At 42.8% G+C, this 20,759-nt stretch carries 20 protein-coding genes; 7 read left to right on the top strand and 13 right to left on the bottom strand.

Translation table 11 applies throughout. The annotated features are described in order from the left end of the window. Positions 1-425: 425 nt before the first annotated feature. The 4 genes from asd to leuC all read right to left on the bottom strand — a co-directional run bounded on the left by asd (position 426) and on the right by leuC (position 4,886). Positions 426-1,544, bottom strand: a complete 1,119-nt coding sequence (gene asd / locus MSP8886_RS20530; protein ID WP_067020521.1) for an aspartate-semialdehyde dehydrogenase — start codon at positions 1,542-1,544, stop codon at positions 426-428. 74 nt (positions 1,545-1,618) lie between these two features. After that, complete coding sequence (gene leuB, locus MSP8886_RS20525; RefSeq protein ID WP_067020518.1) at positions 1,619-2,710, bottom strand: 3-isopropylmalate dehydrogenase; 1,092 nt, start codon at positions 2,708-2,710, stop codon at positions 1,619-1,621. Positions 2,711-2,798: 88 nt separating this feature from the next. Beyond that, complete coding sequence (gene leuD / locus MSP8886_RS20520; protein ID WP_067020515.1) at positions 2,799-3,449, bottom strand: 3-isopropylmalate dehydratase small subunit; 651 nt, start codon at positions 3,447-3,449, stop codon at positions 2,799-2,801. A 9-nt stretch (positions 3,450-3,458) separates the two neighbouring features. Beyond that, a complete protein-coding gene (gene leuC / locus MSP8886_RS20515; RefSeq protein WP_067020512.1) occupies positions 3,459-4,886 on the bottom strand; it encodes a 3-isopropylmalate dehydratase large subunit in 1,428 nt (475 codons plus the stop codon). A gap of 93 nt (positions 4,887-4,979) precedes the next feature. On the opposite strand from leuC, the gene MSP8886_RS20510 reads away from it, so the two are divergent. Together MSP8886_RS20510 and MSP8886_RS20505 are read left to right on the top strand one after the other, a co-directional pair. Next, entirely contained in the window at positions 4,980-5,858 is an 879-nt protein-coding gene (locus tag MSP8886_RS20510) for a LysR family transcriptional regulator (RefSeq protein ID WP_067020509.1), read from the top strand. Between the two features lie 142 nt (positions 5,859-6,000). Then, positions 6,001-7,632, top strand: a complete 1,632-nt coding sequence (locus MSP8886_RS20505; protein ID WP_067020506.1) for an alpha-amylase family glycosyl hydrolase — start codon at positions 6,001-6,003, stop codon at positions 7,630-7,632. Between the two features lie 99 nt (positions 7,633-7,731). Here MSP8886_RS20505 and MSP8886_RS20500 read toward each other — a convergent pair whose 3' ends face one another. Beyond that, positions 7,732-8,796, bottom strand: a complete 1,065-nt coding sequence (locus MSP8886_RS20500) for an AI-2E family transporter (RefSeq protein ID WP_067020503.1) — start codon at positions 8,794-8,796, stop codon at positions 7,732-7,734. Positions 8,797-8,808: 12 nt separating this feature from the next. After that, a complete protein-coding gene (locus tag MSP8886_RS20495; RefSeq protein WP_245659162.1) occupies positions 8,809-9,051 on the bottom strand; it encodes a sulfurtransferase TusA family protein in 243 nt (80 codons plus the stop codon). 35 nt (positions 9,052-9,086) lie between these two features. Between MSP8886_RS20495 and MSP8886_RS20490 the strand changes: the two genes are divergently transcribed. After that, on the top strand, positions 9,087-10,505 hold the full coding sequence (locus MSP8886_RS20490) for a M48 family metalloprotease (RefSeq protein WP_067020500.1): 1,419 nt from the start codon (positions 9,087-9,089) through the stop codon (positions 10,503-10,505). 33 nt (positions 10,506-10,538) lie between these two features. Here MSP8886_RS20490 and MSP8886_RS20485 read toward each other — a convergent pair whose 3' ends face one another. Both MSP8886_RS20485 and MSP8886_RS20480 read right to left on the bottom strand, forming a co-directional pair. Then, positions 10,539-10,868 carry a hypothetical protein gene (locus MSP8886_RS20485; protein ID WP_067020497.1) on the bottom strand — a complete coding sequence of 110 codons (330 nt, stop codon included), beginning with the start codon at positions 10,866-10,868 and terminating at the stop codon, positions 10,539-10,541. 93 nt (positions 10,869-10,961) lie between these two features. Next, positions 10,962-11,240, bottom strand: a complete 279-nt coding sequence (locus MSP8886_RS20480) for a hypothetical protein (RefSeq protein ID WP_067020494.1) — start codon at positions 11,238-11,240, stop codon at positions 10,962-10,964. A gap of 478 nt (positions 11,241-11,718) precedes the next feature. On the opposite strand from MSP8886_RS20480, the gene MSP8886_RS20475 reads away from it, so the two are divergent. After that, complete coding sequence (locus tag MSP8886_RS20475) at positions 11,719-12,966, top strand: tyrosine-type recombinase/integrase (RefSeq protein ID WP_067020491.1); 1,248 nt, start codon at positions 11,719-11,721, stop codon at positions 12,964-12,966. A gap of 26 nt (positions 12,967-12,992) precedes the next feature. Here the strand turns inward: MSP8886_RS20475 and MSP8886_RS20470 are convergent, their stop codons facing one another. The 3 genes from MSP8886_RS20470 to moaC are packed head-to-tail and all read right to left on the bottom strand — an operon-like array spanning position 12,993 to position 14,200. Continuing rightward, positions 12,993-13,439 (bottom strand): molybdenum cofactor biosynthesis protein MoaE, encoded by a 447-nt coding sequence (locus tag MSP8886_RS20470; protein WP_067020488.1) that lies wholly within the window; start codon positions 13,437-13,439, stop codon positions 12,993-12,995. 1 nt (position 13,440) lies between these two features. Continuing rightward, positions 13,441-13,695: a MoaD/ThiS family protein gene (locus MSP8886_RS20465; RefSeq protein WP_067020485.1), complete on the bottom strand. Its 255-nt coding sequence runs from the start codon at positions 13,693-13,695 to the stop codon at positions 13,441-13,443. A 13-nt stretch (positions 13,696-13,708) separates the two neighbouring features. Continuing rightward, positions 13,709-14,200: a cyclic pyranopterin monophosphate synthase MoaC gene (moaC, locus tag MSP8886_RS20460; protein WP_067020482.1), complete on the bottom strand. Its 492-nt coding sequence runs from the start codon at positions 14,198-14,200 to the stop codon at positions 13,709-13,711. Positions 14,201-14,375: 175 nt separating this feature from the next. Here moaC and MSP8886_RS20455 point away from each other — a divergent pair, with 175 nt between their 5' ends. The 3 genes from MSP8886_RS20455 (at position 14,376) to MSP8886_RS20445 (ending at position 16,898) form a co-directional block, all read left to right on the top strand. After that, positions 14,376-15,752 carry a J domain-containing protein gene (locus tag MSP8886_RS20455; RefSeq protein ID WP_067020479.1) on the top strand — a complete coding sequence of 459 codons (1,377 nt, stop codon included), beginning with the start codon at positions 14,376-14,378 and terminating at the stop codon, positions 15,750-15,752. 37 nt (positions 15,753-15,789) lie between these two features. Beyond that, the gene (trmJ, locus tag MSP8886_RS20450; protein WP_067020476.1) at positions 15,790-16,563 is read left to right on the top strand and encodes a tRNA (cytosine(32)/uridine(32)-2'-O)-methyltransferase TrmJ; all 774 of its coding nucleotides are present in this window, start codon (positions 15,790-15,792) and stop codon (positions 16,561-16,563) included. Positions 16,564-16,634: 71 nt separating this feature from the next. Beyond that, complete coding sequence (locus MSP8886_RS20445) at positions 16,635-16,898, top strand: hypothetical protein (RefSeq protein ID WP_067020473.1); 264 nt, start codon at positions 16,635-16,637, stop codon at positions 16,896-16,898. 127 nt (positions 16,899-17,025) lie between these two features. Here MSP8886_RS20445 and MSP8886_RS20440 read toward each other — a convergent pair whose 3' ends face one another. Beyond that, positions 17,026-18,246 carry an MFS transporter gene (locus MSP8886_RS20440; protein WP_067020527.1) on the bottom strand — a complete coding sequence of 407 codons (1,221 nt, stop codon included), beginning with the start codon at positions 18,244-18,246 and terminating at the stop codon, positions 17,026-17,028. A 416-nt stretch (positions 18,247-18,662) separates the two neighbouring features. After that, a complete protein-coding gene (locus tag MSP8886_RS20435; protein WP_503101285.1) occupies positions 18,663-20,465 on the bottom strand; it encodes a methyl-accepting chemotaxis protein in 1,803 nt (600 codons plus the stop codon). Positions 20,466-20,759: the final 294 nt, after the last annotated feature.

Genomic DNA, 20,759 nt, shown 5'->3' with positions numbered 1-20,759 from the left:
CTGAGTTTCTGTAAGATGGCTTCTTTAAAGGCTCTTGAATGTCTTTGGTAATCCACTGGTTTTAACTTACCGCCCCCTGTCTATTTATAATATCAAATGAGGCGACAACTATCCTGACACAGGGGGAAAGAATCAATTTGAACAGAAAACTTAGTTTGCATTTAGCACTCCTATTTGAACGCCAACATTGCAGAAAATAGCTATTCTCATTAAGCAATAAAAACCTTAAAAACGAACAGACCAAGTAGCCAATGTACAGGGAGTATCAGCAACATGCTATCTACATAAGAAATGAAATGTAGGAAGTGTTTTGAACAAAGCGGGATTCTGTTTACAACAATGAATATAAAATACACAGACAGTTAGACACAAAAAACCCGCTCAAGGGCGGGCTTTTAAGAATCAACTAGCCATTCAACGAATCATTAATCTTCCAATAAGATACGTAACATACGACGAAGTGGCTCTGCAGCACCCCATAGAAGCTGGTCACCTACTGAAAAAGCACTGATGTATTCAGGCCCCATATTCAGTTTTCGAATACGACCCACTGGAACATTCAGTGTGCCAGTAGCAACCGTTGGTGTTAAGCCTTTCATTGTTGCTTCTTTATCATTTGGCACAACATTGACCCAATCGTTATGCTGAGCCAGAATGCCTTCGATATCCGCAACGGGGATGTCTTTGTTCAGTTTGATCGTAAAGGCTTGGCTATGGCAGCGCATGGCACCGATACGAACACACAAACCATCAACAGGAATAGGCGCACCAGTATTTCCTAAAATCTTGTTGGTTTCTGCTTGCGCCTTCCACTCTTCGCGACTCTGGCCATTTTCAAGCTGAGAATCGATGTAAGGGATCAGCGAGCCCGCTAGTGGCACACCAAATTGATCAACAGGCATGGAGCTGGAACGCATTTGCTCAGCCACCTTACGGTCAATCTCTAGAATCGCGCTAGCAGGATCCGCCAATTCAGACGCAACAGAGCCATGCAACAATCCCATTTGATTGATCAACTCACGCATGTGACGAGCACCGCCGCCAGACGCAGCCTGATAAGTCATGGAAGTCATCCATTCAATGTGGCCTTTTTCAAACAGACCACCCAAACCAAGTAACATCAAGCTAACGGTACAATTGCCACCAACAAAAGTTTTTACGCCATCCTTCAAGCCTTGTTGGATGACTTTTTGGTTTACTGGATCCAATACGATGATTGCGTCTTTATCCATGCGCAGTGAAGACGCCGCATCAATCCAGTAACCTTTCCAACCAGCATTACGCAACTGAGGGTAAATGGCCTTGGTATAATCGCCGCCTTGACAGGTAATAATCACATCCATCTTCTTCAAAGACTCAATATCGTTCGCGTCTTGAAGTAATGAAATGTCTTTACCAATATCTGGGCCAGCTTGACCCGTTTGCGACGTGGAAAAGAAAACAGGATCGATCAAATCGAAATCTTTCTCTTCACGCATACGTTGCATCAACACGGAACCAACCATTCCGCGCCAACCGACTAAACCTACAGTGTGTTTTGACATGGTTTTAAACCCTTTTATTGGTGGGGCCACTCATACCAAGAGCAGTATCCCAAGTTAATGCCTAATCCTTTTGATTAGGCTTTCAGTGCAACAGCTAATGCATCAAGTACCGCATCACCCATTGCTTTTGTGCTAACCGTTTCCGATCCTTCTGACGCGATGTCCGATGTTCTCAATCCTTGATCAAGAACACGACTCACAGCCGCCTCGATGGCATCTGCCGCCTCTTTCGCACCCAAGGAGTAGCGCAACATCATAGCAACAGAAAGGATCGTCGCCAACGGATTTGCAATGCCTTTTCCAGCAATATCAGGAGCAGAACCGTGACAAGGCTCATACATACCGCGACCTTCTGCATTCAAAGAAGCAGATGGTAGCATTCCGATAGAGCCTGTCAGCATCGCCGCCGCGTCCGACAAAATATCGCCAAACATATTACCCGTTACCATAACATCAAACTGCTTAGGAGCGCGAACCAACTGCATAGCGGCATTGTCTACCAACATATGTGTTAGCTCAACATCTGGGTACTCTTTTGCCACTTCCTCCATGATTTCTTTCCAAAGCACGGTCACTTCCAATACATTGGATTTATCGATAGAGCAAACACGTTTACCACGCTGACGTGCTGCCTCAAAAGCGGAACGACCGATACGACGAATTTCAGATTCACTGTAAACGTAAGTGTTATACCCCTGACGCTCACCATTTTCTAACGTACGAATACCGCGAGGTTGACCAAAATAAATACCACCCGTTAATTCCCTCACGATTAAGATATCTAAGCCTGCCACGATTTCAGGCTTCAAACTAGAAGCGGCTGCCAATTGTGGATAAAGAATCGCAGGACGCAGATTCGAAAACAACTCAAGATTAGAGCGTAAGCCCAACAACCCTTTTTCAGGACGAACCGCCATGTCTAACTTGTCCCATTTAGGCCCACCTACTGCCCCCAACAAAATGGCATCCGCTGCTTTTGCTTTGCTCAGAGTAGGCTCTGGAAGCGGTGTACCCGTCTCGTCATATGCTGCCCCACCCACTAACGCACTTTCGTGAGCAATATCTAAATGAAAAGCATCATTGACCGCATCCAACACACGAACAGCCTGTTCAACGATTTCAGGACCAATGCCATCACCTGGCAAAATTAATACATTCTTAGCCATTTTCTTATCCTCAATTCTTTAAAACCACCTTCACAAGGCACATTGTGAAAGCTAAAAATACAACTCAAAACATGATCAACCCGTGACATTACTCGCCACGTGATAAGAACAACCAAGGAGCATTTGCCATGCGTTTTTCTTCAAAGCGGCGGATGCTGTCTTCGTTTTGTAATGTCAGACCAATATCATCCAGACCATTTAATAAACAATGCTTGCGGAAGGTATCCACTAAAAACTCAAATACCTCACCTGAGGGGGACGTTACGGTTTGAGCTTCAAGATCAACGATCACCTCCGCCCCTTTTTTAGCCGTTACTTCAGCAAACAGTTGATCAACCTCTTCTGACGCCAAAACAATGGGTAATAGACCATTTTTAAAGCAATTGTTGTAAAAAATATCGGCAAAGCTTGGGGCGATAATGGCTCGGAAGCCATAATCATCCAATGCCCAAGGCGCATGCTCACGGCTGGAACCACAGCCAAAATTTTGTCGTGCCAATAACACACTGGCCCCTTGGTAACGGGGTTGATTCAAAATAAACTCTTCACGAATCGGACGACCATCACATTCTTGATCAGGCTTACCTTCGTCTTCATAACGCAATTCATCAAATAAATTTTTACCAAAGCCTGTGCGCTTGATGGACTTCAAGAACTGCTTTGGAATAATCATATCAGTATCAACGTTTGCCAAATCCAAAGGAGCGGCTAACCCTGTATGTTTCGTAAAAGGACGCATGCTGTTCTCCTAGTGTTTAACAAACTCATTAACATCAACAAAATGGCCAGCGATGGCCGCTGCAGCCGCCATGGCAGGACTCACCAAATGGGTACGACCACCAAAGCCTTGTCGACCTTCAAAGTTACGGTTAGAAGTGGAAGCACAATGCTCACCCGCCCCTAATTTGTCCGCATTCATTGCCAAACACATAGAGCAACCTGGCTCGCGCCATTCCAACCCTGCAGCTTCAAAAATCTCGTGCAAGCCCTCTTTTTCTGCTTGTGCCTTAACCAAGCCAGAGCCCGGTACCACAATCGCCTGTTTCAAGGTAGGTGCTACTTTGCGACCTTTTACCACGTCGGCCGCGATGCGTAAATCTTCAATTCGTGAATTCGTACAGGAACCAATGAACACACGGTCTAGAACCACATCGGACAACATGGTTTTTCCTTCTAGACCCATGTATTTCCAAGCACGAGCATAACCTTCTTTTTTCACTGGGTCTTTTTGATCTTCTGGACGAGGAATCGGCTCATCAATGGCAATGACCATTTCAGGCGACGTGCCCCATGTCACTTGCGGCTTGATGTCTTCCGCTTTGATAACGACGACTTCGTCAAATTGCGCATCTTTGTCAGATACTAGATTTTTCCAAGCTTCGACCGCCATATCCCAATGCCCCCCTTTTGGTGCATAAGGACGACCTTTGACGTATTCGATTGTGGTATCGTCGACTGCGATCAACCCAACACGCGCACCAGCTTCAATGGCCATATTACACACGGTCATGCGGCCTTCCATCGACAAAGACTGGATACCTGTACCACCAAACTCAATGGCATAGCCCGTTCCACCAGCCGTACCAATGGCACCAATAATTGCCAAAACCACATCTTTTGCAGACACCCAAGGAGACAATTCACCATCAACACGCACAAGCATATTGCGGCTTTTCTTTTGTACTAGGCATTGCGTGGCTAATACATGCTCCACTTCAGAAGTACCGATACCGTGCGCCAACGCACCAAACGCACCATGGGTGGACGTATGCGAGTCACCACAAACAACCGTCATACCTGGTAACGTCGCGCCTTGTTCTGGCCCAACAACGTGCACGATACCTTGACGAACGTCTTTCATGTTGAATTCGGTAATACCAAATTCTTGGCAGTTATCATCTAATGTAGTGACTTGGATTTTAGAAACGGGATCTTCAATCCCATTAACACCATCAACACGCTCTTTTTGAGTTGTCGGAACGTTGTGATCCGGTGTAGCCAAACTCGATGATACACGCCAAGGCTTACGACCCGCTAATCGCAAACCTTCAAACGCTTGCGGTGACGTTACTTCATGAAGCAGTTGTAAATCGATATAAATCAACGCACTACCATCATCACGTTGCTGAACAAGGTGGCTATCCCACAACTTGTCATAAAGGGTTTTGGCTGACATAACTTCTCTCCTAAATATCCTGTTGAAGTATCCTAGAACTTTTGTTCAAATTACTCAAATTCATAATTTTCATGGCTTGGATAATATTTAAGAATGCTAGATATTGCAGAACTTCTTACCTTTATAAAAGTGGCTGAAACAAAATCTTTCTCGGAAGCAGGGTTAGCCCTGTTTATTACACAACCTGCCGTGAGCAAACGCATTGCAGCACTTGAAAATAACCTGGAAACCAAGCTATTTGATCGTATTGGAAAACAAGTGCAACTAACAGAAGCAGGCGTCAGACTTCTGCCTAAAGCACGTAAAATTGTTGAGGATTTACAAGATATAAAACGAAGCATGACACTACAATTGGAAGACGTCAGCGGTGAGCTTAGAATCGCCATCAGTTATCATATTGGCTTAAGAAGACTTCCTCCTTTATTAAAACGCTTTCAAGAAAATTTCCCCAACGTGCAACTAGAAATTGACTTCACCCAATCCGAAGATGCCTACCAACAAGTATTAAAAGGCTTAACCGAGATCGGCATCATCACCTTATCAGATAAAGAAAACCATTTAATTGAAGCCATTCCTATTTGGTCAGATCCATTAACCTGCGTCGTCAGTAAAGACCATCCATTAGCCAATATAGAGAATGTCACCCTAGAAGACCTTGCTCATTACGCCTGCGTATTACCTAACGAAAACACCTTCACCAGACAAATTGCAGAGCGTGCCTTTGGTAAACAAGGACTTAAGCCTAAAGTTCGCATGAATACCAACAATTTTGAAACGCTCGCCATGCTCGTTAACATCGGCTGGGGATGGTCCATGCTACCCTCCATACTGGTGAGTGATGAACTGGTTGTGCTCAACCATGCTGACTTGAATGTGGAAAGGAGACTAGGCATTATCCACCACAAGCAACGCACTTTAAGTCGTGCCGCGCAGGCTTTTATTGACCTACTAAAGACCGCTCAAAGCACTTAAACTATAAAAAGTGCCAAAAGATGAAAATCACACATTATGTACAACAGTTTGGCAAGATCTGTGCTTAAATTATAAACACTTTTACTTCAAACAAGCCCTAAGAAACAAGCACCTGAATGATGTCTCATTAAACGAGGTTGGTATGGAAAACAAAATCGAGTGGTGGCGGGGCGCGGTAATCTACCAGATTTATCCGCGCAGTTTTTTTGATGCAAATAACGATGGGATTGGAGACCTTCTAGGCATCACCCAAAAAATGGACTACATTGCGTCGTTAGGTGTCGATGCTATTTGGTTATCACCTTTTTTCACCTCGCCTATGAAAGACTTCGGTTATGATGTATCGGATTACTGCGATGTGGATCCCATCTTCGGTACACTCAAAGACTTTGACGATCTTGTGGCAGAAGCGCACAAACACGGTTTAAAAGTCATGATAGACCAAGTACTTAATCATACCTCCGACCAACACCCTTGGTTCAAAGAGTCCAGAAAAAGCCATGATAACGACAAGGCAGACTGGTATGTCTGGGCCGATGCAAAACCAGATGGCACCGTGCCAAATAACTGGCTTTCCGTTTTTGGAGGCCCTGCATGGCATTGGGATAGCCGCCGTAAACAATATTACTTGCACAACTTCCTAGATAGCCAACCTGACTTAAATTTCCATAACCCAGATGTGGTTGATGCCATTTTAGCGACAGTAGAATTCTGGCTAAAACGCGGCGTTGATGGCTTTCGCCTCGATACTGCCAACTATTATTACCATGACCTTGAACTACGTGATAACCCTGCTAAAGAAGAGGTTGTCGAAGGCAGTATTGGCGTGCGATTAGACAACCCTTATGCCTATCAGCAACACCTATACGACAAATCAAGACCAGAAAACATTGCCTTCTTACAACGCTTGCGGGCACTACTCGATCAATACCCACAAACCACGACGGTTGGCGAAGTAGGCTGTGATTTCTCTCTTAAAACCATGGCTGCTTACACACAGGGCCATGATAAACTGCACATGTGTTATTCCTTTGATTTATTAACCCATGATTCGTCTATGGAACATATCCGACACACTATGGAGACCATTGAAGCCGGATTAGGAGATGGCTGGCCCTGCTGGTCCATTGGCAACCATGATGTGGAACGAGTCGCCACTCGCTGGGGTAAAAACAAGCATATGCCCAATCAGAGCAAAGCCTACATGGCTATGTTGCTTTCATTACGTGGAAGTGTTTGCTTGTATCAAGGAGAAGAACTGGGACTGCCAGAAGCAGAATTATCTTACGAACAACTGGTCGATCCTTATGGCATCAATTTTTGGCCTGAGTTTAAAGGTCGTGATGGGTGTCGAACCCCTATGCCATGGTCCAATACGTCACTAGGTGGCTTTACTACCAACCCAACTCCTTGGCTCCCCGTGATGGAAGACCATTTGCCCCTCGCTGTCGAGGAGCAAGAAGGCACACGCTCCTCTATTTTGTATGCCTATCGAGATTTTTTACACTTAAGGCGCAGTCACCCGGAGCTGATTCATGGCGATATCGAGTTTTTATACCATGATGTGTCTACCCTGACTTTTTTGCGGAGTTATAACGGAAAATCTTTGTATATAGCAATCAATACCGCTGAACAATCGAAAATCGTTTCTTGCCATTTTTCATTAACACCGCTGGTATTACCTGAAGCCATTCCTGCTGGGTACATTGAAAACGGACAAATCGTCCTGCCAGCCTTCTCTGTATTCATCGGCTGTGTCATAGATACTGAGTGATTAATAAAAAGCAGGCCTCAAACACAAAAAAACGCCATTCATAGTGAATGGCGTTTTTATTAAATAACAGATTTAAACAACAGTTCAATCAAGCTAGCCCTACAAAGAAGGCAGCGCGTTTTGTCTTGGCCAAGCATTGATAATTGCCTTGACTAAAGTTGCCAATGGAATCGCAAAGAAAATCCCCCAGAACCCCCAAATACCTCCGAAAAACAACACCGCTAAGATGATAGCCAGCGGATGCAAATTTACGGCTTCTGAAAAGAGTAAGGGCACAAGAATATTGCCATCTAACCCTTGAACAACAAGGTAAGCAATGACTAAATACCAAAAATCGCTGCTGGCTCCGTATTGATAAAAAGCCACCACAACAACGGGAATGGTCACCGCCGCCGCACCAATGTATGGAATCAATACAGATAACCCAACGAGCAAAGCTAACAACTGAGCATACTTCAATCCCATAATGGCAAAGACAATATAGGTAAAAACAGCAACGACAATCATTTCAATGACTTTACCGCGAATATAATTGGCAATTTGCTCGTTCATTTCATTAGCAATATTGCGTAACATACGGCGTTCTTTTGGTAACCAAGAGGTCATATAAGCTAATATCTCTTTCTGATCTTTTAATAAAAAGAACATGACCAAAGGCACTAAAATGAAATAAATCACAATGGAAAACAAAGAAGGAATACTGGCAATGGAGTAAGACACAATCCACTGTCCCACGCTGGCAAACTCCGTGGCCAAAGAATTAACCACCTCATCAATGGCACTTTGACTCACCAATGCAGTATGGCCTTGAGCAAAGGTTTCGATAGCCTGTTGAATCACCCCGATCATCCGAGGTAGGTCATTTACAAAGCGAACCGCTTGCTCCCAGATAATGGGAACCATAATGCCAATAAACACCACACAGCTTGCTAAGAAAGACAAAAAGACAATCACCACAGACCAGATATGACTGACCCCAAAACGCTTGATCCGCTCAACCGCCCCTTGTAATAAAAATGCCAGAACAATAGCGATTAACACTGGCGCCAAAATCCCCCCCCAAAAGGCGAGAACACAGAGCGTTCCAATCAGTAACAATAAGAAGACCACAACCTCTTCATTGGAGAAGTAACGCTTAATCAAAGAATCTACAATTTTAAACATATCTGGTCCGCTTTATTTTTTTTCAATAACAAATGTATAAACACCATTTTTTTCATTTTTATGTCGTAACGTATGACCCACTTGTTCTACATAAAAAGGAATGTCTTTCCACGATCCAGCATCACACGCTTCCACAGCTAATAACTGACCTGACTGTAACTTACTCAGCGCCATTTTTGCTTTCAGCAATGGCATAGGACACACATCTTGTCTTGCATCTACTATGACATCACACTCATAATTGTCTCTAGTCACCCTTCATATCTCCATGACGAGAACATTCGCCTATTATGAAACCATTCTCCACTTTTATAACCAACTTAGCCATCTTAGTGATTGTTTTTTTGGGTACTTTTTCAACTCAAAGTCACGCCGAGTTGCCCAATCTATCCAGTACCAAAGACGAACGTTCATTATCTAATCCCAGTTACGTCATTGGTCAACACTGGTTTCGACAGATCAATAGCAGCCAAGCAGTCATCGCCTTTCCCCCTGCATACAATTACGTGCGACAGGCATTATCGACCATTGTGCCGCACACAAGCCTCGATAATAAAATGATTGAAATCACCTTATTAAACAGCACGCAAAGTAACGCTTTTGTTATTCCAGGAAACCATTTATTTATTTACTCAGACATCATGGAGATGATAACCAATGAAGACATGTTTTATGCCTTGCTGTCCCATGAAGTTGCCCACCTAGATCTCAATCACTATGAAAGACAAAGCCAATTCTCCAGCCAAGAGTTAAGTAAAACCCTCATCATGATTGGTGCCAGCCTTGCCGCAGCGGCGGCTGGAGCGGGCTCAGACGCAACATCCGCCTTATGGATCGGCGGCATGGCAAACCAAGCAGAAAATACACTGACCCATAGTCGAGAGCAAGAACAAGAAGCAGATCGCCAAGGCAGACGCTATATGAAAGCGGCGGGGCTCAACCCCCAAGGCATGAACCACTTATTTAAAGCCATGTTTAAAGCCTCATTAGGCCGTCCACGGCTAGAGTTTTTATCTACTCACCCTCTACCCAAAACACGTATAGCGGATAGCATGTCTTTTCAGAAGGAAGACAGCATACTCAGACAAAAAGAAAGCAGCCGTGATTTCCTCTTTTTTAGAGCGACGATGCTTGCCTATCGCGCCATATTAAGCAACAGAGTAGACTATGCTCTCTTACAATCTATCCCCAATGAGGATGCCTATAACTTCGCGCAAGCGTTAGTCGCTTATTTACAGCAGTCACCACAAAAAGCCCTAACCTTTTTAGCAAAAGTTCATACGCACAATCGTTTTGTTAGCTATTTAAAAGCACTTAGCTTGCAATCAGATGGACAAAAAAAAGCGGCGTTAAAAGTGGTAGAGGGAGTTCTTAATCTCGCTCCGAATGACCTTTCTTTTGGGACGCTCTACGCGACTTTCACTCACACAAAATACAGGGGAGTAGAGGTTCCTCGGTATCTATACGAAAAGAAGCAGGTATGGGAAGCCGATATTACTTATTACAGAGATCGACAAAACATCCCAATGGCCCTCAACTACAAGGCACTACTTGATTTTAGTCTAGGACAAGATAAAGAAGCGCAAAGGCTGCTTTTCAGGGCCCTGCAAGATGCCAAAGATACAGACAAGCCGCTAATAAAACGAACTCAGGACGAAATAGACAGGATAAAAGAGGCAGAAAAAGAAGAAGGAATTCGGGACGACTAGAAAGACTATTGTCTATAAAAAGGCCATTCACACTCATCGGGATGAATACATATCCTGATAGTTGAAGCGTGCTCGCTGCAGCTTATATAACGTATTTTCTAAATGCTTAATTTTGGTACGAACAATCATCTGCTCTTCAAACAACGTCTTAGGTTGCTTGTAATGCATACATTGATGCACATCGACTCCCATGGCATCCAACTGATTCACTAAATCAGCCAGTTTCATCTTACTCTTTTGCAGTAATGTAACCTTAGCCATCACACTATTCGTGCTATTTGGGTAATCAGTATTATATGATTGTGCAAAAGACAAAACAGGAACAGAAAGCAGCATAATTAAAATAGCTTTAAATAAAGACATATCCCCTCCTCCATACTCTCTAAAAAAACGCCCACAAAATATAAAAAGGCCAACCTAATATTGGCCTTTTTACCTACTAACATTGTTCATAAGTTATTGCGCATTTTGAGAGTTTAATGAATCTAATTTCAAACGTAAGTTCATTTCATGATTCTGCAATAATCTAGCTTGTGTAGCAGGAGACAAGGTCTGATTGACTTTATATTGGCTCACATTGATGCCTTTGTTATTAAGCTGATCAGTCAAAGAGTGAATTTCTGCTTGTGCCTTGGTAATTTGGCCATACGTGCCATCACCAGGTGCCGCCATTGCTGCTGTTGCAACGGAACAAGAAAAGACTAAAGCCAATACTGTCTTAGTAATCGTATTCATATTATATACTCCATTGATATCTAATATTAACCGAAAATAGCAGCTCAACTTCTTTCCACTTCAACCTAGCCATAGCTGCTTGATTAAAATAATAGCAACAAATAGAAGAATAAATAGTCCCAAGAAGCACGTGTACATATCTATCCTATATTTGAGACAAACATGCACAATCATTAAAAAGCAGGTGAAACACAATAACATCGTATTTATTTTGTACAGTCCTTAAATGAAGATACAAATAGATCCTATAGCATTAAAAGATAAAGGAAAAAGATTGAACATAGATAAAACAAAGAAACACTCGACCTTTTTACAAGTTCCCATCAGAATCTAAGAAAAATAGGAACACTCTGTTTGAGTCTTTTATAAATTAAAACAATACTTTTCACCCTTGTAAGGCATACAGAGCCGAAAAACAATCGTTTTTCAGAGCGATTTTTTTGATATGATCAGATAAACCCTTATACACAGAAAAACCATGACTCCGTTTGCCCTAATTGACAATCTAGAACATCTGTCGAACCCATTTACTCAGTTTGAGCACATCGTCACTGAGCTAAAGGACAATGTACCATTTTTAAACGACCCAGATTACAAACGCGACCTACAGCTGGCCCTATGCTTTATCTACAGCTACAACGGCTCTCAGGCCACATATAATTCATATCGACGAGAAGTCGAGCGTTTACTCCTGTGGTCTTGGCACACACAATCCACCCCAACAACCCAGTTACGGCGAGATCAAATTGAAGCCTTTATCCATTTTTGCATCACGCCACCGGAAAGCTGGATAGGCATTAAAAATGTAGCTCGCTTTAAACAACACATGGGACGTCGTGTCCCAAATAAAGAGTGGCGACCTTTTGTCAGTCATATCAGCAAATTAGAGTTCAGTAATGGCGATGTTCCCGTTGCCAAAAAATATTCCCTATCGCAAGCTGCCATTCGGGCAACCTTTTCCATCTTGTCATCCTATTACGGCTTTTTGATGCAAGAAGAGGCAGTACATCAGAACCCCGTGGCTCTGATCCGCCAAAAAAGTAAGTTCGTCAAAAAAGAAGTGACAAGACGGCAAGTAAGACGCATTTCTAATTTACAATGGGATTATGTGATTGAAACCGCAGAAATGTTAGCGGAAGAAGATCCTGCAACCCATGAGCGCACACTTTTCATTATGAACGCACTACTGGGGATGTACTTACGTATTTCTGAACTGGTAGCCGATGAGCGATCCGCCCCCGTGATGGGAGATTTTACCAAAGACGCAGATGGTCATTGGTGGTTTAAAGTGCTGTCAAAAGGTAATAAAGAGCGACTCATTGCGGTCTCTGACGATATGCTGCGCGCCCTTGCCCGATATCGCCAATTCCGCGATCTCCCCCCACTACCAACCGTTGCGGAAAACACCCCATTAATTCCGAAAAATCGCGGCCAAGGCCCCATGACCAGTTCACGACAAATTCGCAATATCGTACAGTTTTGTTTTGATACGACTTATCAGCGCATGTGTGACGATGGCATGAAGGCCGATGCGGAAGATTTACGCGTTGCAACCGTTCACTGGCTTCGCCATACAGGCATCTCAGAAGATGTCAAAACTCGACCGAAAGAGCATGTTCGCGAGGATGCTGGGCATGCTAGTATGGCGACGACTGACCGCTACATTGACACCGAATACCGTGAGCGCCATGCCAGTGGGCGCAAAAAAACATTACGACCACACTAAGCACCAACCTTCTTCTCAAGAAAGCCTTACTCCCAACGGGATAGGCTTTCTTCGTCTTGTTCCTTGGCATCAACCCACTTACTTTCATTACCTTGGGTCTCTTTCTTCCAAAATGCGGCCCGACTTTTGAGATAATCCATAATAAAGTCACAGGCCTGAAAGGCTTCAGCCCGATGGGACGCACTCACCCCAACAAAGACGATTTTATCTTGCACGGCTAGCTTGCCAACACGATGCACGACTGTCACAGCATTTAACGACCAACGCGAACAAGCATCCTCGACAATCGTCTGTAAATTATGCTCCGTCATGCCTGGATAATGCTCTAACTCAAAGGTACAGTCTTGGGATGGTAAGGATGAGAAGTGGCGCACTAAGCCAACAAACATCGCAACAGCACCGGTGTTGCTATTCACCACTAAATCATCGTAGAGTGCCTGAACATCGAACTCTTCCTGTTGAACTTTAATCATCTTAGCCACCTGTAACGGGTGGAAAAAAAGCCACTTCTTTAGCACCTTCATTCACTATGTTTCCATCCCTAGCAAATTCGAAATCAATGGATGATTGAATACCTTTATCTAACAATGCATCACCGTTTTTCAGAAGCTTAGCTAATTGCATTTTGAGTTCTTTAACGGTCATCGGCAAATGCCCTGCAAAGACGTACTGTTCAATGCCAAGGGTCTCTTTAAGAGATGCAAAGAAAACCACATTTAATTCATTCATAGACACCACCCTATCAGTCCGTTTTGTATTCTGTCGCTAACCAGTCACCACTTTTGCCGCCTTGTTTTTCCAGCAATGAGACATTTTTAATCACCATACCTTTATCGACCGCCTTACACATATCGTAAAGAGTCAGCGCAGCCACACTGGCTCCCGTCAACGCTTCCATTTCTACCCCTGTTTTGCCTTTTAAAGAGCAAGAACACAGCACTTGAATTTGTGTTTCGCTCAAAACCGTTATATCAACGCTTACTTTGGTTAACATCAGTGGATGACATAAAGGGATCAAGTCTGAGGTTTTCTTAGCCGCTTGAATGCCGGCAATACGAGCCGTAGCCAATACATCCCCTTTTGGCAACCCCCCTTCGATAATCTTAACCAAGGTATCCGCTTTCATCTCGATAATCGCTTGTGCTCTTGCCGTACGTTTGGTCATGTCTTTATCTGACACATCTACCATGTGAGCATGGCCTTGATTATCCAGATGGGTAAGTTTGTTGCTCATAACATTCCTAAACTGAGTCGATACATTACAAATGCCGCCTATCTTTTAAGAAAGCTGACAGGATTGCAAGAAAAGTTGCACTTGAGCTCGACTAATTGGGAAACATCTACCTTTGTCAGCGCCGCTAAATCATGCATAATGCTCTTTTATAAGAGTATTTTTTTATCAGGGTAGCATGAGCCTAATAGACGATTACCTATTATTGGAAATTCCCACCCACGCTAATGAACAAGAGGCGAAGGCGGCCTTTCGTCGTCTGGCACGACGCTATCATCCAGATAAAAACCCACATACAGATACCACTGAACATTTCCAGCGCCTACAAGCGGCCTATGAGAATGTCTTGCAGGCCATAAAGCAAGGCTCTCAAGGAGGAGAATGGAAACCCTATCAATTCCACCAAGAAAACAGCACGGCAAAAAACCGTTATTACTCTCATTCAAAAGCCACAGATAAAGAGCAAGAAGCCTACGTAAAAGAACGACAAAAAGCCTATGAGCAAATGAAGCGTAATAGTGCTCAACAGGAGAAAGCCCGAGAAGAGGCCATTAAGGCCGCACGTAACACCCTTAATGAAAAACGTGTTAAAGCTATGTATGAAGAAGCGTTTAAAGCTTCAAAAGGCTTTACTTCGCAAGGCTATACAAGTGATGAATCACCCTCTTCTTATTCAACTGAATATAATCAGCGCAAATATTCAGACAGTCAGTATTCATCGCAAACTTATCAAGCACATTCAGGTTCAGCAGAACAAACAGGCGACATTCCGCCCTACTACATGTTTGACGATGATCCAACCACAATGGATGAATCAAGCTTTCAAGCAAATCGCTCTAGTAGAGCTAAACCCGTTCGACTTTATGCTGCCAAAGCCGCATTCAGAGCCGCGACCTATATCGTTTGTTTTGCTTCAGGAATCTACGCCACATTATTTTGGCAGGAACATCAAAGATCAACACAGCAAGAAAAAGTGGCCACTTATATTCCGGGACTGTATCCACAGTATCGTGTTGGTGATGCCTATACCCTCACCCCAACGAACTTATATTCTGAACCCGATAAAAACACGAGAACGATTCAACAGCTACCAGCCTATGCTGATGTTCAAAGTATCAAGCAGCAAGGTACATGGCTAACAGTACGCTACAATAATGTCAGTGGATGGATACAAGCAAAAGATGTTGGCTTTGGCACCATTCAACATGCCGTTGCTACAGGCTGTGTTGGCTATCCAGGCGCCGCCCCAAGTCAGGGTGAAGTCATCGGAAAAGCCGATGGTTCTAGCCGACTTCGTATCCTAAACCATCTTCCAGAACAAAGTATTTTAACCTTCCAATCCTATGACGGCCGTAAACCTTTTTCTATCTTTCTCGAAGCCAAGCAGCCCTTTGCCGCGAACTTCATTCCTCAAGGACGCTATCGATTGGTGTTAGAGACAGGTTCCCTGTATCATAACGCCTGCAAAAAATTCCTATTTAATGACACACATAAAGTCGTCTTAGACAACGTGAAATTTGCCAGCACAGAGCAATCGCTCACGCTTAATCCTTAACGCCAAGACGACCCTAACACCGAGTATTTCTAACGCCATGCTGAGTAATATCCGTATTGTCCTAATCAACACATTTCACCCTGGAAATGTTGGAGCCATCGCCCGCGCCATGAAAAACATGGGATTAACCAATCTATATTTAGTAGACCCCAATGACTACCCTTCAGAAGAAGCTACCAGTCGTGCGGCCGGTGCGGTTGATCTATTAGAGAGCGCCACCATCGTCAATACACTCGAAGAGGCTATCCATGACTGCAGTTTGGTTATAGGAACAAGTGCACGACATCGCACTTTCCAACTGCCCATCATGAATGCGCGCGAATGTGCTCAAACCGTTATTCCTGAAGCAAAAGAACACCAAGTTGCCATTGTCTTTGGACGAGAAACAACGGGCTTATTAAATGAAGAAATTGCTCAGTGCCACCGACAAGTGTACATAGATGCTAACGATGAATACCCTGTGTTAAATATTTCTCAAGCAGTACAAATTGTCTCTTATGAGATCTGGATGGCAAACCAAGATAAATCCACTCACAAGACTGACGTGGGTGAATACCCCCTTAAACAAGATATGGAACGATTCTACGAACACCTTGAAGAGACCTTGTACGGCATCAACTTCATCATTCGTAACCATCCAGGGAAAGTGCTCGATAAACTGCATCGCTTTTTCAATCGCTCCCGACCAGAAAAGCAAGAACTTGGCATTTTACGAGGCATACTTGCAGCAGTACAACGTGAAGCGGGATTAACAGAAGCCAACAATCATCCAGAAAAAAAGAAAGACCAACACAAGAAAGAGATTGAATAACTACTGACTGTTAAAGCAGCATCAAGTAACGTTCAACTCGTCTGACTATGGGTACTGAAAAAGGAGATCAAATGAAAAAGTATATCTTGCTTGTCATCGCCATCACACAGTTAACCGCCTGTGCCGCGCTTAAAAATAAATTGACAACAGAGCAAACGCTGCAACAAAAAGCCGCTTATTCTCTAGGGGTTAACCCAGAAAATATCGTTATTAGCAATAAAGAAACTGACGATAAGACGGTACGCTTTACAGCCTCCATTAAAGATAAAACCTACGCATGCGCTTATCAATCGACCCTAACCATTCAAACCGATGCGATTTGCCAACTGAAATAAGCGAAAAGTGATAAAAAGAGAGTCATACAACAAAAACTAAGACCATAAAAAAGAGTAGCCGGATGTTATCCGACTACTCTTTTTCTTACTCAAAGTTTGATCAAGGGGCCTCTCAGTTAATCTACTGTTACGCCGATACTTTAACGCCATCCGCCGTCATAGACACGCCTCGTGTTTCTTTACCTCGTGATACCAGAATAGCAATCAATAAGGCAACAGTCCCCACAACAATAGCCATCGCCAAACTGTAGTGACCATCATGGGCTGAAGCAATGTGTGTTTGTATTGTTGCATTAACTGAAGCAAGCAAGTTACCCATCTGGTATACAAAACTTGGAAGAATAGCGCGGACATTCGCTGGAACCAACTCATTAAGATACGTTGGTACGACCCCCCAAGCCCCTTGAACCATAAACTGCATTAAGAACGCACCAATACCAATGGAGACAGAGCCGGTAGAGAAAGCCCATAATGGAATCACAGGCAATGCCAACAAAGCCGCTATCATGATCGCTTTCTTACGACCAATACGTTCAGATAAAGAGCCAAAGAATATACCACCGAAAATCGCAGAAATGTTATAACAGATAGCAATGATACTCACGGTATGAGCATCAAAACCGTGCTGCACTTTCAAAAAAGTTGGATATAAATCTTGAGAGCCGTGGCTGAAGAAGTTAAAGCAAGTCATTAACAACACCATAAAGCCACAAACACGCCAATTATCTTTAATGGTACCGATAATAGAAACACGCTCTTTTACTACCTGATTCGCTAACCAAACAGGTGACTCTGGTACTTTGAAGTAAATATAGGGAAGCATCAGAATCGGCAGCGCACCAATAACAAACATGCCTCGCCAACCTACATGAGTATAGAACAAGCCAAAGATGATGGATGCGAGTAAATAACCTGCTGGATAGCCCGCTTGGAACAAGCCAGACATAAAGCCACGAGATTTACTAGGAATCGTCTCCATTGCCAGCGCCGATGCCACACCCCAAATTCCACCCATGGCAATACCGTATAAAATACGGAACGCCATAAAGGCTTCAAATGAAGGCGACCAAGCAGAAAGTAACTCAAACACCGAAAAAAGAATAATATTTGACATAAGAATAGGTCGACGCCCAAACTTCTCTGCTAAACGCCCAAAAATTAACGCTCCAATTGGACGTACGGCTAATGTCAACATTATCGTAACAGCAACATCAGAAATGGAGTTATGGAAGTTTTTCGCCAAATCACTCAGTACGAATACCAGAATAAAAAAGTCAAACGCATCAAGTGACCAACTTGCAAAAGAGGCAAATGCCACGTGACGCTGTGTCGAGCTCCAATTACTCATAATAGGTTTCCCCCGAAAAAAAAACATTTTATTATTTTTAAGTTAAGCTCGTTCCATCACAACTAATCACGTAACAGAACGTAAACTTACATATTACTCTAAGCCTTTTTTATTTATAAATAATGCTTATAAAGTGTAAAGTTATGTCATTAATTTCGTTTTTTAAACAGGGTTTAGACGCATTGAACAACCAATAGAGGCAAAAAGCACATAAAAGCCCCAATATTTTTATATAGCGGTTCACTTATTTAAATCCTATCAAAAGTTACTAAAGTTACTAAAGAAATAAAAACTACTAAAGTTACTAAAATATCACGACGGTTTTTTATTTAGGAATGGACTAGAAAGAAGGAAGAATAAATAAAAAAACGCAGCCAAACTGACTGCGTTTTTTCACTGATCAATAAATGACAAAATTACAATTTGAATTTTTCTACTTGCTCACGTAACGAGTCCGCCAAGACTTTTAGGGTATGAGCTTGCTTTAACCCTTCATCCATCTCAGCTTGCATTTGCGATGACACATCCCGTATCGCCTGTGTGTTAACTCCAATTTCAGCGGTCACACTGGTTTGCTCTTCTGCTGCGGTGGCAATCTGTATCATCATGCCATCTACATGCCCTATAGCCTCAGCAATCTCCTCAAAGTTAACTCCTGATTTTTTCGTGTCATCCACACTCGTACTCGCAAGCGTATGACAAAGTTTCATAACATTCACAGCTTTTGATGTGGTTGTTTGTAACATACCAATCATGCTACTTATCTCGTCGGTCGATGTATGAGTACGTTGAGATAACACACGTACTTCATCCGCCACAACCGCAAATCCTCGCCCTTGCTCGCCGGCACGCGCCGCTTCAATAGCGGCGTTGAGTGCTAGTAGGTTGGTCTGTTCAGCAATGCCACTGATTGTTGAAACAATAGTATTAATTTTATCGCCTTGCTCACTCAACTCACCAATGACTGTACTCGCTAAATCCACTTCCTTAGCTAATTGGTTAATGGACTCCAAGCTCGCATTAGCCAACTGTTGACCGCTTTTACTAATATCAACCGTTTTACTCACATTACGGGCTGTTTGCTCCGCATTGGTCGCAATTTCTTGCGTTGCGACTGTCATCTCCTCAACCGCAGCGGCAACAGACACAATCTCATTTTGCTGTATATTAAGTTTTTTAGTACTTAGTTCTACCGATTTTGCACTCGTATTAGATTGATCTGATAGAACACTGCTTAGCTCATCAATGCTTTTTATAATATCTCGTAGCTTATTAACAAAATCATTAAAATTAGAAGCCAACTTACCAACTTCATCACGACTCTTAGTTTCAATCTTAACGGTTAAATCACCCTGCCCTTTGGCAATATCTTCTAAAGCATTGGATACTCGCAATAGATCAGTCAGTAAGAATCGAATTAATATCGTTAGAACAATAATAGAAAGAACCACCATTACAATGACAGCAATTAATTGATAAATGATAAGTTTTTTAACGGGTGCTTTAAGTAACTTCTCATTTCCTAAGGAAACTAACGACCAGTTCGTACCAGCAATTTTTACTGACGACATTAAATAGTCGGTGCCATTTAAACTAACTTCGTCCAACTTTTTGGATTTGACATTAGAGTCAATATTGTCCAAAGTCAACGTCGAGTTTAATTCACTAAGCGGCTTATTGTTCATACTACCATCAGGATAAGAGATAATGCTGCCGCTTTTGGAAACAATAAATGCTATTCCCTTTCCAGGCACTTTTAAAGAAGAAACCACATCGTTTATGCCTGTCAAAGCTACATTCGCAGACACAACACCAGCGAACTTTCCATCAATTTTCACTTGATTAACAATTGAAAAAATATAAACCTTTGAAGAAGAACCAAAAAACGGCTCAGAAACGGCTGGCCCTTTTGCATTCACTCCTAATTTATACCAATCTCTCACTCTTGGGTCATACCCAGCTTTGGTGTTCTTACCGTTCACACGATACGTATCACCATCACGAGTGCCATAAAGCGTACTGATTAGGTCTCCTGCCGCTTTACCTTGAGTAAGCGCTTGCACGATATACGCATCATCATGAGGATGTTTCTCGATTACCTCTTTAATAGAGGCGACCACTTGATGTCTATCATCTAACCAGCTACTTATCCGACTCGCACTACTCACACCATAACGATTCATAGTACTTTCTAAATTGCTCAAAAGCTGCGACTGCATTGAAAAAATTGAGATTGCAGATAGGGTACAAGCCGCTAAAATAAGCGTTAAGCAACTTGCTAGAATGAGTTTTCTATGTAATTTCATTATTATTCTACCAATAGATTAAAATTAAGCGTTGAGTACAACTCAATGTCTTTACTCCTTTATCCTCAGCTCCATGATTAAAATTATAATTTTTATATTTAAAAAAACACGGTAAACATTAGTTTTTATGTAGTGAAGTATGTCTGACTGTTATCTTTTGTATTGATGATAGAAAGGTAGCATATTGTACGTCATATAAAATGGTAT

Source organism: Marinomonas spartinae (assembly GCF_900089775.1).
Classification (GTDB): Bacteria; Pseudomonadota; Gammaproteobacteria; order Pseudomonadales; family Marinomonadaceae; genus Marinomonas; species Marinomonas spartinae.
Note: the sequence above shows the minus strand (reverse complement) of the source record. Positions and strands in the feature narration are given on the sequence as shown.

What these genes read in the sequence shown, in the direction of transcription:
- MSP8886_RS20475 (WP_067020491.1), top strand. Translation starts at nt 11,719, where the DNA reads ATGACTCCGTTTGCCCTAATTGACAATCTAGAACATCTGTCGAACCCA.
- MSP8886_RS20485 (WP_067020497.1), bottom strand. Translation starts at nt 10,868, where the DNA reads ATGTCTTTATTTAAAGCTATTTTAATTATGCTGCTTTCTGTTCCTGTT.
- MSP8886_RS20510 (WP_067020509.1), top strand. Translation starts at nt 4,980, where the DNA reads ATGCTAGATATTGCAGAACTTCTTACCTTTATAAAAGTGGCTGAAACA.
- MSP8886_RS20445 (WP_067020473.1), top strand. Translation starts at nt 16,635, where the DNA reads ATGAAAAAGTATATCTTGCTTGTCATCGCCATCACACAGTTAACCGCC.
- MSP8886_RS20500 (WP_067020503.1), bottom strand. Translation starts at nt 8,796, where the DNA reads ATGTTTAAAATTGTAGATTCTTTGATTAAGCGTTACTTCTCCAATGAA.
- asd (WP_067020521.1), bottom strand. Translation starts at nt 1,544, where the DNA reads ATGTCAAAACACACTGTAGGTTTAGTCGGTTGGCGCGGAATGGTTGGT.
- MSP8886_RS20480 (WP_067020494.1), bottom strand. Translation starts at nt 11,240, where the DNA reads ATGAATACGATTACTAAGACAGTATTGGCTTTAGTCTTTTCTTGTTCC.
- MSP8886_RS20455 (WP_067020479.1), top strand. Translation starts at nt 14,376, where the DNA reads ATGAGCCTAATAGACGATTACCTATTATTGGAAATTCCCACCCACGCT.
- MSP8886_RS20490 (WP_067020500.1), top strand. Translation starts at nt 9,087, where the DNA reads ATGAAACCATTCTCCACTTTTATAACCAACTTAGCCATCTTAGTGATT.
- MSP8886_RS20465 (WP_067020485.1), bottom strand. Translation starts at nt 13,695, where the DNA reads ATGAATGAATTAAATGTGGTTTTCTTTGCATCTCTTAAAGAGACCCTT.
- leuC (WP_067020512.1), bottom strand. Translation starts at nt 4,886, where the DNA reads ATGTCAGCCAAAACCCTTTATGACAAGTTGTGGGATAGCCACCTTGTT.
- MSP8886_RS20470 (WP_067020488.1), bottom strand. Translation starts at nt 13,439, where the DNA reads ATGATTAAAGTTCAACAGGAAGAGTTCGATGTTCAGGCACTCTACGAT.
- MSP8886_RS20435 (WP_503101285.1), bottom strand. Translation starts at nt 20,465, where the DNA reads ATGCAGTCGCAGCTTTTGAGCAATTTAGAAAGTACTATGAATCGTTAT.
- moaC (WP_067020482.1), bottom strand. Translation starts at nt 14,200, where the DNA reads ATGAGCAACAAACTTACCCATCTGGATAATCAAGGCCATGCTCACATG.
- leuB (WP_067020518.1), bottom strand. Translation starts at nt 2,710, where the DNA reads ATGGCTAAGAATGTATTAATTTTGCCAGGTGATGGCATTGGTCCTGAA.
- MSP8886_RS20505 (WP_067020506.1), top strand. Translation starts at nt 6,001, where the DNA reads ATGGAAAACAAAATCGAGTGGTGGCGGGGCGCGGTAATCTACCAGATT.
- MSP8886_RS20440 (WP_067020527.1), bottom strand. Translation starts at nt 18,246, where the DNA reads ATGAGTAATTGGAGCTCGACACAGCGTCACGTGGCATTTGCCTCTTTT.
- trmJ (WP_067020476.1), top strand. Translation starts at nt 15,790, where the DNA reads ATGCTGAGTAATATCCGTATTGTCCTAATCAACACATTTCACCCTGGA.
- leuD (WP_067020515.1), bottom strand. Translation starts at nt 3,449, where the DNA reads ATGCGTCCTTTTACGAAACATACAGGGTTAGCCGCTCCTTTGGATTTG.